Raw genomic sequence first — 10,507 nt, forward strand, 5'->3', positions numbered from 1 at the left:
TCAATCCGACTCAGGATCGCTAAGCTGATCAGGGACGCTGCTCACTATGCCCGGCGACACTCGGGTCTACACCGGTCACGGTGACGGCACCACGATCGCCGCCGAAGCCCCGCACTTGGACGAGTGGATCGCCCGCGGTCATTGACTCGGGCACGTCAACCCCACCAACGGTATGCAACTGCGATGCGGGCCCTCGGTCAGTTTCGTGCCCGAGGCCCACAGGGATGGCGAAGAGCCCAGAGCCCTCCTGATCGCCAGCCACTGGTTCGGCGCTCGGGGTTCCTGCGCACGAGGTCACGCTGCGGCCGCATACCCGGTGCCTGATGTTCGCCGGAGTGTGCGGTCAGACCGGCTGGTCGTTTGGTGGTGGTTCGAAGCGTCGCTGTGCCCGGGAGTCGAGGAACCGGGTAATGCCGCGGAGACGATCGCCGGTGAGCGTGAGCACGATCAGCCCGGCGGGTTGTTCGACGGTGTTGACGAGGTGGCAGATGAATGCCGGCTGCCCGTTGGCGCGCGTCGGACGGAGCCGAAGGCGGAGGCGTTGGCTGACGCGCCACGCGGCGCTGGCCCGCAGGAACGAGGTGATCGCCGCTGCGCCGTGGTATTCGTGTGGGGCGGGCGGCATGGCCAGCCACGCGTCGTCGGTGAGCAGGGTGATCAAGGTGTCGAAGTCGTCGGTGGCGAACGCCTCGGCGAAGCGGCGGGCCAGCTGGCGCTCCTGGGCTGACCCGGGGGCGGGCGGCGCGCCGGGATCGGTGCCTCGGTGCTGCCCGAGCGAGGCTCGGGCGCGTTGCAGCAGTCCCTTGACGGCGGTTGGTGTGGTGTCGAGCATTGGTGCGACCTCACCGAGCGGGTAGCCGAGCACGTCGCAGAGCACCAGCGCGGCGGCCTGCCGCGGTGAGAGCTGCTGGAGCGCGGCGACGAACGCCAACTCGACCGCCTCGCGTGCCGTGTGTCGCGCCTCGGGGCCGGGCTCGGTGGCGGGCACGTGCTCCAGCAGGGCGTCCGGGTACGGCTGCAGCCAGGGTGTGTCGCCGTGGCGGCTGGGTGCCGGTGGTGGGAACGCAGATTCCAGCCCGGGCCGACCGCCGACCAGCTCAGGCGACCGGTCGCTGCTCGTCGGCGCCGGCCCTGCTGCGACCCAGGGCGTCGATCCGCCCCCACCGGCCGGGGATGTCCATCAACTCAATGCGGCCCAGCCCTTCTGGCAACGCGGGATCGATCATCAGGTGCTCCCCGAGCGGTTGCAGCCCGAGCATGGTGCGCAGCAGCAGCAGGGGTGCCCCCGCGGACCAGGCCTGCGGGCTGCACGCGGTGGGATACTGCACCGGGTCCTTGGTCAGGACGCGGTCGTAACCAGCGAACGCCTCCGGCAGCCGGCCCCCGAAGTGCTCAGCCGCGTCAATCATCGCCCGGGAGATCCGCGCGGCCTCCTCATGGAAGCCGTACCGACGCAGGCCCCAGGCGATGAACGAGTTGTCGAACGGCCAGACCGTGCCCACGTGGTAGCCGACCGGGTTGAACCGGGTCTGGTCCGTCGCCAGCGTCCGCACCCCCCACCCGGAGAACAACCGCGGGCTCATCAGCAGTTCGGCCACCCGCGCCGCCCGCGAGTCGTCGACGATCCCGCTCCACAGCAGGTGACCCATGTTCGAGGCGAGCGCGTCGACCTGGGAGCCGTCCGCGTCGAGGGCCAACGCGTAGTACTCCCCGTTGGCTACCCAGAAGTCCCGGTTGAACCGCTCCTTCAGCTCCGCCGCGTCGCGTTCCAGCCGGTCGGCATACCCTGGGTCGCCCCAGAACTCCCGCGCCAGCCGGGCCGCCCGAATCTTCGCGTCGTAGGCGTAACCCTGCAGTTCGCAGGTGGCCCGGGGAAAGCCCGGCAGCCGGCCGTCCCGGTAGGAGATCGCATCCCAGGAGACCTTCCAGCACTGGTTGGGCGACCCGTGCCGGGTGTTCCGCCGCTGATACCAGACATAGCCGTCGCCGCGCAGGTCGGCGTAGGTATCAATCCAGTCGAGCGCCGCCCGAACGTTCTCCTCCAGGTTTTTCACCAGCTCGACGTCGCCAGACCACCGCTCGTACTCGTCGAGCAGCACCACGAACAGCGATGTGGTGTCCGCCGCCCCGTAGTACACCGCGTACGGTTCCTCCTCGAAGGCCGCCAGCTCCCCGTACCGAATCTCCTGCATGATCTTGCCCGGGTCCCGTTCCCGGAAGTCGTCCAACTTGGTGGACTGGTTCGTGGCGAGCACCCGCAGCGTCGGGGCGGCCAACTCCGGCTTGAACGGCAGCGCCTGCAGGCAGGTGAGGATGCTGTCCCGGCCGAAGAGGGTCATGAACCACGGCGACCCGGCGACCGGCACCGGCTCCCAGAAGAGGAGGGTCCGGTAGCGCAGGGCCGCCAGGTCGACCAGGCTCCGCTGGTACGTCACCGTCAACGGCCGGGAATCGGCGAGCAGGCGGGGTGCCCCGGCGAGCCACTCGTCCAGCTGCTGGCGCATCTGCTTCTGGGTCCGGTTCGCGTAGCTGCGCAGGCTCTCCCGGATGTCCCGGCCGTGCGCCCCGGTCACCACGGCCTCCACCTGCAGGTCGGTGGCCCAGGCGCCGTGCGGCTCCACCTGGATGTCGAAGGTCATTCCGCGCTGGTCGATGGTGGCCGGGACCGACGACGAGACGATCGTCGCGCGGGTGAACGTCTCCCGGTCGTACCTCAGGCGCAGTTGGCCGTCGGCGACCTCGGCCGTCGTCCGGCCCGGCTTCGCCGGCACGCCCGTGGCTTCGAAGAGGTCCGCGAAGTCGCTTTCGATCTCCATTCGGACCCGTAGCCGCACCGGCTTGGCATCATGGTTGAGCACCGTCACCCGCTCCTGCATGCTCCCGCCCAGCGAGCGGTCCCGGATCACCGTCACCTTGGCATTGACGTATTGCGTCGGTTCGCCGGGGACCAGGAAGAACCGCACCTGGTAGTACTGCAGGTTGTCTACGGAGAGCGAGTGCAGCCGGTCGCCGTCAACGGTTAACCGCCACACCGACAGGAACCGGGTGTCGAACGAGTACAGCCCGGTCAGATAGTCCGGCGACGGGACGATGTCGCCGTGACCGTCGCTGACCGCGAAGGTGTTGCCGTCGAGGATGCCGAACTGGCGGTGACGTCTCCTCTTGCTGTCCTCCCTAGCCGTTGTCCGCCGCTGGAAGCGGTCGGTCGGATACTCCGGTGCCGCGGCGGCGGTGGGAGCCAGGACCCGGGGGTCGCGGGCGCCGGGCGGGTCAGGCAGCATCCGCTCCAGCAAGTACAGTTTCGTCGGGTCGCCCTCTAACGTGTAACGGCGCCGCAGCACTGCGGCGGCCAGGTTGGTCCGCCCGGTCAACAGCGCCTCGAAGAACTCCGGGTCGGCGCGCATGACGCAGTCGGCGGACCGTTCGTCCCTGCTGACCGTGACGGTTCCATTCGTGACCGTGAAATACCAATGGTCAGTCCGGCCGTCCGCGCTGGCGTCGAGTCGGATCGTCCCGGAGTCCCGGGCGAGCAGCCTCCTGGAGGCCCGCCTGGTGAATTCGTCGAAGAACTCATCGGTCAGCCCCACCATCAGGCAACGCCCTCCCGCTCCGTGGCCGGCCCGACACCTCGGACGGCTGGCCATGCCGGGGCTACCCGAATTCCCAGCGATCACACGTCCCCTTGGTGCTGTTCCTTGGGAGACGCGCCGAAGCGAAAGGCCAAGGCGCCGGGGGACGCCGCGGTGGTTGGTGCGGCAGGCTGATGGTTGCCGTCGGCGGGCTGTTGGTTCGGCTCTTTCTGTTCGTATCGTTCGATCCGGGCCAGGAGGTCCTCGAGGTCGGCCGGGGTGGACTTCCATCTGGACGGGCGGGCGGACTGGGAAAGGTTACGGTGACCTGCATGCCGCCGTCTGGGCGTGAATGCGCGGCGAGTGTGGCGTCATGGGCTGCGGCGATGGCTTGGACGATGGACAATCCGAGACCGAGCCCCTCGTCGTGGTTGGTGCGGTTGCGGCCGAGCCGTTGGAAGGGTTGGAACAGCCGGCCGATTTCTGTCGCCGGGATTATGGGGCCGGTGTTTGTGATCGAGAACACGGCCTGGCCTGCCGATATGCCGGTGGTGATGTGGACTCCGCCCGAGGCGATGTTGTGGCGTACTGCGTTGTCCACCAGGTTGATCACCAGGCGTTCGACGAGGTGGGGGTCGCCGGCGGTTCGGGCGGGGTTGAGCGCCATGGTCAGGTGTAGTCCCCGTCGGGTGGTGGTGGTTGTGGTGGTGGCCGCTGGCGCCGCCGCCGCGGCCGCCACCGCCGGATTCGGCTTCGGCGTCGGCCGTCACGGTGGTGACCGGAACAGCGGTACCGGCGGCCTGCCGCCAGCGACCGCGCAGGTGACCCGGCAGACACTCGTCGACTCGCAGACAAAGGACGGCAGCCTCGGGTACGACGCGACGGAAAGTGTCAGCGCGAAGCTGGGCGGGACGATCACCGCACTGGCCGCGACCGGTGCCACGGTCAAGCGCGGACAGGCTCTCTACCGGGTCGATAACACCCCGGTGGTGCTGCTGTACGGCTCGCTGCCCGCGTACCGGAGTTTGCAGACCGGGGTCGAGGGGACGGATGTCAAGCAGTTCGAACAGAACCTGAAGGCACTCGGCTACTCGGGGTTCACCGTCGATGACGAGTACGGGGCCAGCACCGCCGCCACGGTGAAGCAGTGGCAGGAGGACCTTGGGTTGCCGGAGACCGGAACGGTGGAGTTGGGCCGGATCGTGTACGCCGCGGGGCCGGTGCGGGTGGATAGCCAGAAGGCGGCGGTGGGGGATGCCGTCCAGCCAGGAACGGCCGTGCTCACCTACACGGGTACGGCGCGGGTGATCACCGTTGAGCTCGATGTGGACGAGCAGCGGCTGGCGAAGAAGGGGGCTACGGTGACCGTGACGTTGCCGAACGGCAAGACGGTCGCGGGGAAGATCGCCAAGACCCAGACCGTGATCGACACTGGTGGCAGTGGCAACGGCGGAAACGGGTCGAATGAGCCCGAGACGGAGATCGAGGCCACCGTCACCGTCAATGACGCCAAAGCCCTGAACGGCCTCGACCAGGCTGCAGTGGACGTCGGCTTCACCGCCTCACAACGGGAGAACGTGTTGACCGTGCCGGTGGCGGCGCTGCTCGCCCTCGCTGAGGGCGGGTACGGCGTACAGGTCGTCGAGGGAACCACTACCCGGATCGTGTCGGTGCAGACCGGCCTGTTCGCGAATGGTCGGGTCGAGGTGTCCGGTGACGGGCTGGCGGAGGGAATGACGGTGGGAGTGCCGTCATGACCGCTGCAGTCAGCGCCCACAGCACGCGGGAAAGCAGCCCTGTCCCGGGCGACGAAGCTGTGGTCGAGTTGGAGCAGGTGACCAAGACGTATCCCGGTGGGGTTACCGCAGTGCGTGAGGTCACCCTGTGCATTCGGCGTCGGGAAATGGTGGCCATCGTGGGCCCGTCGGGGTCGGGTAAGTCGACCATGCTGCACCTGATCGGGACGCTGGATCGGCCCTCGACCGGCACGGTACGCATCGACGGGCACGACATCGCACGCCTGTCGGACCGGCAACTGTCGGCGCTGCGGGCCCGGCGGATCGGTTTCGTGTTCCAGCAGTTCCACCTCGCACCAGGACAGTCTGCCCTGGACAACGTCGCCGACGGACTGCTCTACGCGGGCGTACCCGGCAAGGAACGCCGACGTCGCGCCGAGGCCACACTGGTCCGCGTCGGTCTAGGTGACCGGCTCGACCACCGGCCCCACGAGCTGTCCGGCGGCCAGCGGCAACGGGTGGCCATCGCCCGTGCGGTCGCCGGTGAGCCGGCGTTGCTGCTGGCGGATGAACCGACCGGGAACCTGGACACCGCGTCCGGGGCTGGGGTGATGCAACTGCTGCGGGAACTACATGCCACCGGCACCACGATTGTGGTGATCACGCACGACCGGGAGATCGCGGCCAGCCTGCCCCGGCAGGTCGCCATGCGCGACGGGACGGTGGTCTAGGTGACCGCGGTACTGTCCCGCGCCCGGCTACGACCCCGCGACGTGCTCCGTGTCGGCGCCGCCGGCCTGCGTGCGCGGCCGTTGCGGGCGTTCCTGTCCGCGTTGGGCATCGCCATCGGCATCGCCGCAATGACCGCGGTGGTGGGCATCTCCTCCTCCAGCCGGGCCGAAGTGGACCGCACCCTCGCCGCACTCGGTACCAACCTGCTCACCGTGTCGCCGGGCAATACCCTGACCGGCGGGGATGCCGCGCTCCCGACCGAGTCCGTCGCGATGATCTCCCGGATCGGGCCGGTCAACCAGGTCGCCGCCACCGGCAAAGTCACCGACGCCAAGGTCTACCGCAACGATAAGATCCCCACTGCGCAGAGCGGCGGCATCTCGGTCCACGCCGCCAACCTCAACCTACCGGCCACGGTCGGCGCCACCCTCGCCCACGGCACGTGGCTCAACGCCGCAACCGACAAGTATCCCGCCGTGGTGCTCGGCGCCACCACCGCCCACCGGCTGGGCATCACCACGGCAGGCCCGGAGACCCAGATCTACCTCGGCGGCACATGGTTCACGGTCGTGGGCATCCTCCATCCGGTTCCACTCGCATCCGAGCTCGACTCCGCGGCATTGATCGGCTGGCCCGCAGCGGAAACCTACCTCGGCTTCGACGGGCACCCCACCACCGTCTACACCCGCACCGACGACACCGCCGTCGAAGCCGTACGCGCTGTCCTGGCCGCCACCGCCAACCCGCAAGCACCCAACGAGGTCAAAGTGTCCCGCCCCTCCGACGCACTGGCCGCCCGCCAAGCCACCGACAAGGCGTTCACCGGCCTCCTGCTCGGCCTCGGCGCCGTCGCGCTACTCGTCGGCGGCGTCGGCGTGGCCAACACCATGGTCATCTCCGTCCTCGAACGCCGTCCCGAAATCGGCCTACGCCGCTCCCTCGGCGCCACCCGCGGCCAAATCCGGCTCCAATTCCTCGCCGAATCCCTGCTGCTGTCCGCCCTCGGCGGCGTCGGCGGGGTAGTCATCGGCATCGCCGTCACCACCGGATACGCCGCCACACAATCCTGGCCCACCGTCGTCCCCGCCTGGGCCAGCACCGGCGGTATCGCCGCCACCCTGCTCATCGGCGCTATCGCCGGCCTCTACCCCGCCATCCGAGCCGCCCGCCTCGCGCCCACCGAGGCTCTCGCCACAGCATGAGGACCAAGCAGTGATACGAGCTGGACTTGGCGATGCCGTCGTCGGTGACGCCGCGGGCGAGCCGGTCTTTGATGGTGGCGTGCATGTCCCGCCGGAGGTCGGCCAGGAACTCTCGGACCGCGTGGTTTTCCACGGCGCCGGTGGGCGCTCGTCCAGGCAATCTGAACGGCGCTCCCGGCACGGTTCACTGCCTGTGCCGATCCGTCAAGGCAACGGCGCCAGTTCGGGTGTGTTGGTGGTGCCGCTTGGTGTTCAGGAAGATGGCCGCGATGAGGACACCGAGCCCGACCAGGGCGGCGTTGACGGCGATGGCGGTGGTTGCGCCATCCAGGATCGCTGCGGCTGTGCCGGCGCCCGCGCCGGCGGCGGTGACGGTCGCGGACATGATCGGGATGCCCATGGTGATGCCGACCTGCTGGGACATGGTGGCCAGTCCAGTGGCCAGGCCCTGTTCCCTGTCGGGCAGTCCGCTGGTGGCGGTGACCATGAAGCCGACGATGACCAACATGTTGCCGACGCCGCCGAAGAAGGTGGCGGGCAGGAGTAGCACCATCGAAGAGGCCGGGCTCGTGCCCAGGAAGAGCAGAGCGGCGGTGAAGATCGTTTGGATCAGGCCGCCTGCGACCAGCGCGGTCTGCGTGGAGGTCTTGGCGATCACCTTCGGGGCCAGCAGGCCGCCGACCACGGTGCCGAGGCCCAGGACGCCGAAGGAGATCCCGGCTGCCAGGGCGGAGAACCCGAGAGTCTTCTGCATGTACAGGGTGAGTAGGTAGACCAGCGAGGTTTCGGTGACAAAGGCCAGCAGGCCCAGTACGTTGCCCCAGGCCACATTCCGGCGACCCAGCACCCTGAGCGGGACGAGCGGCTGTGCCACCTTCTGCTCGACGCCGTAGAACGCCACCAGCAGCAGGGCGCCGGCGATCAGCCCGGTCAGGGCGTGCGGGTTCGTCCAGCCGTGCTCGCCGGCCTGGGTCAGGCCGTAGACGAGTCCGAGCAAGCCGAGGGTGACGGTCAGGGCGCCGGGCAGGTCGAGCTTGGGACGGTCGGTGGGTCTCGACTCCCGGATGACCGAGGGAGCGATCAGCAGGACGGCGACGGCGACGGGCACGTTGATAAAGAAGGCCCAGCGCCAGGACAGCAGGTCCGTGAGCACGCCGCCGAGGACGGCGCCGGTGGTGAAACCGGCGGACATCAGCGCGCCGTTGAGGCCGAGGGCCTTTTGCCGCGGCGGGCCTTCGGGGAAGGCGATGGTCAGCAGGGAGAGCCCGGCTGGGGTGGCGGCCGCGGTGGCCAGGCCCTGGGCGACGCGGGCGACGATCAGGATCTCGGGGCTGGTGGCGAGGCCGCCGACGAGAGAGGCCACGCCCAACAGGCTGAGACTGCCGAGGAAGATCCGCTTGCGGCCGACCAAGTCGCCGATGCGGCCGAAGAAGAGGGTGAAGCCGGCCGCGCACAGTGCGAACGAGGTGGCGATCCACTGCAGGTTGGCCAGGGAGAAGCCGAGACCGTCGCCGATCGCGGGCAACGCGACGTTCAGGATCGAGAAGTCGACGGCCAGCATGAACTGGGCGACCAGCAGGACGGTGAGGACCAGCTTGAGGCGGCCGGTCAGCCGCTGTGGCTGCGGTGAGTGAGCGACGGCGGGTGATGTGCGTCGCGATGCGGCGCTGGTTGTGGACATGAAGCGCGTTTCCTTTCGAGTCCGCCCCTGCATGAGGAGAGGGGCAGAAGGGTGCAAGGCGGGGCATCGTCGAAGATTCTCAAACCTCTAACGGGTCTACCGTTCCGTTAGGTTGCCAACCGTAGCACCGCAGGACGCCGTAACGGAACTCCAGTACCGATACTGTTGTCTGTGGCATCGTGAAGCGCCGCACGAAGGAGGTCCACCCATGGCCGACACCCCCGCTCCCGGCACCGTCCGGCCAGGTGGCCGCACCGCCCGCGTCCGCGAAACCGTCCTGCAGACGGCTGGCGACGTCCTGGCCCGGGAGGGCTTCGAGGCCCTCGATCTGGCCGAGATCGCCCGTCAGGCCGGGGTTGGCAAGACCACCGTCTACCGCCGTTGGGGCACCCCCGGCGCCCTCGCCGCCGACCTGCTCGACGACATGGCCGCGCAGTCCCTGCCTCGTGCCGACACCGGCTCCATCGAGGGCGACCTGCGCGCCAACGCCCACCTGGTGGTCAAGGCGCTCACCGACCCCCGACAGGGACGGCTGTTCAAAGCCCTGATCGCCGCCTCACTGTGCAACGAACAGGCCGCCGAGGCACTCCACCGCTTCTACGCCACCCGCATCGCCGAGTGGGCCGGCTGCGTCACCGACGCCATCCAACGCGGCGAAATCCCCGACGACACCGACGCCCACCGCGTCATCGCCGCCGTCTCCGCCCCCCTGTACTACGCACTCCTCAACACCGGCGGCCCTCTCACGGAGGCCGACGGCGACCGTGCTGCCAAAGCCGCCCTTGCGGCAGCACGGGCCGGAATATGGTCCACAACCGCCGACAAAGCATCCGCAGGATGACAACAGCAAGAATGATCGAGGATGCATGCAGAGAAGCGGAGACCCTTCCCATGCCGGCTAGTCCTTGACGCATCGTCACCGCCCGGCAGATGCTCGCGCTCCTCGGCCTCACGGCGGCCGACTCTTGATTGCGTGTCCAAGATCAGGGGTCAAGCGCCTGTTTGGACTAACGCAAAGCTGTCTCACCGGCGGCCGGGGGAGCCAGGCGCCTGAAAAGATCAAATGGGACTAACGGTATACCTACGATGCGGCACAACGAGCCGTTTTCATCCCGAGTAGCGGCTGGTCTCGACGCGGTGCAGGAGGAGGCGTCAGCTGCTTGTCGGGTACGAGGTGGCCTGCCCTGTCATCTTGCCCCCGGGAGTGGGATGAAGGCTTCGACGCGGGTGCCGCGGCCCGGTGCGCTGTGTAGGAGGAGCATGCCGCCGAGGAGTTCGACTCGTTCTCGCATGGAGGCGAGGCCGGTGCCGCCGGTGGTGATGGTGTGGTCGGGGTCGAAGCCTACGCCGTCGTCGTTGACCCAGACGCGGATTTCGTGTGGGGCGATGTCGACGTGGCTGAGGATGGTGTGGGCCTGGGAGTGGCAGAAGGCGTTGCGTAGTGCTTCGCGGACGACGAGGAAGACTTCGGCCAGTACTTCGGCGGGGATCCAGCCTTCGTCGCCGCTGACGGCGAGGTCGACTGCGGCGTTGCCTTCGCCCATGACGTCGAGGAAGCCGCGTAGGGCTTGTTCGAGGTTGTCGAAT

Annotated in this window: 9 protein-coding genes; 4 read left to right on the top strand and 5 right to left on the bottom strand. The window is 68.7% G+C overall.

Features of this window, described 5'->3' with window-relative positions; all coding sequences use genetic code 11:
- Positions 1 to 343: 343 nt before the first annotated feature.
- The 3 genes from ACY34I_RS39215 to ACY34I_RS39225 form a co-directional block, all read right to left on the bottom strand.
- Complete coding sequence (locus ACY34I_RS39215; protein ID WP_462760413.1) at positions 344 to 988, bottom strand: sigma factor-like helix-turn-helix DNA-binding protein; 645 nt, start codon at positions 986 to 988, stop codon at positions 344 to 346.
- 109 nt (positions 989 to 1,097) lie between these two features.
- On the bottom strand, positions 1,098 to 3,590 hold the full coding sequence (locus ACY34I_RS39220) for a glycogen debranching N-terminal domain-containing protein (RefSeq protein WP_462760415.1): 2,493 nt from the start codon (positions 3,588 to 3,590) through the stop codon (positions 1,098 to 1,100).
- Between the two features lie 61 nt (positions 3,591 to 3,651).
- On the bottom strand, positions 3,652 to 4,236 hold the full coding sequence (locus ACY34I_RS39225; RefSeq protein WP_462760417.1) for a sensor histidine kinase: 585 nt from the start codon (positions 4,234 to 4,236) through the stop codon (positions 3,652 to 3,654).
- Between ACY34I_RS39225 and ACY34I_RS39230 the strand changes: the two genes are divergently transcribed.
- Genes ACY34I_RS39230 through ACY34I_RS39240 form a run of 3 tightly spaced genes read left to right on the top strand, consistent with a single transcriptional unit; the run spans position 4,235 to position 7,239 of the window.
- The gene (locus ACY34I_RS39230; protein ID WP_462760419.1) at positions 4,235 to 5,326 is read left to right on the top strand and encodes an efflux RND transporter periplasmic adaptor subunit; all 1,092 of its coding nucleotides are present in this window, start codon (positions 4,235 to 4,237) and stop codon (positions 5,324 to 5,326) included. The two genes, ACY34I_RS39225 and ACY34I_RS39230, sit on opposite strands and share 2 nt — an antisense overlap.
- Positions 5,327 to 5,385: 59 nt before the next feature.
- Positions 5,386 to 6,036: an ABC transporter ATP-binding protein gene (locus tag ACY34I_RS39235; RefSeq protein ID WP_462760429.1), complete on the top strand. Its 651-nt coding sequence runs from the start codon at positions 5,386 to 5,388 to the stop codon at positions 6,034 to 6,036.
- On the top strand, positions 6,037 to 7,239 hold the full coding sequence (locus ACY34I_RS39240) for an ABC transporter permease (protein ID WP_462760421.1): 1,203 nt from the start codon (positions 6,037 to 6,039) through the stop codon (positions 7,237 to 7,239).
- A gap of 184 nt (positions 7,240 to 7,423) precedes the next feature.
- On the opposite strand, the gene ACY34I_RS39245 is transcribed toward ACY34I_RS39240, so the two are convergent.
- Positions 7,424 to 8,920, bottom strand: coding sequence for an MFS transporter (locus ACY34I_RS39245; RefSeq protein WP_462760423.1), 1,497 nt, complete (start codon positions 8,918 to 8,920; stop codon positions 7,424 to 7,426).
- 208 nt (positions 8,921 to 9,128) lie between these two features.
- Here ACY34I_RS39245 and ACY34I_RS39250 point away from each other — a divergent pair, with 208 nt between their 5' ends.
- Positions 9,129 to 9,761, top strand: a complete 633-nt coding sequence (locus tag ACY34I_RS39250) for a TetR/AcrR family transcriptional regulator (protein WP_462760425.1) — start codon at positions 9,129 to 9,131, stop codon at positions 9,759 to 9,761.
- Positions 9,762 to 10,107: 346 nt separating this feature from the next.
- Here the strand turns inward: ACY34I_RS39250 and ACY34I_RS39255 are convergent.
- Positions 10,108 to 10,507: sensor histidine kinase (locus tag ACY34I_RS39255; protein WP_462760427.1), on the bottom strand; the 400-nt coding region annotated here is incomplete at its 5' end.

It is taken from the genome of Micromonospora sp. RTBAU3-60 (genome assembly GCF_054963695.1).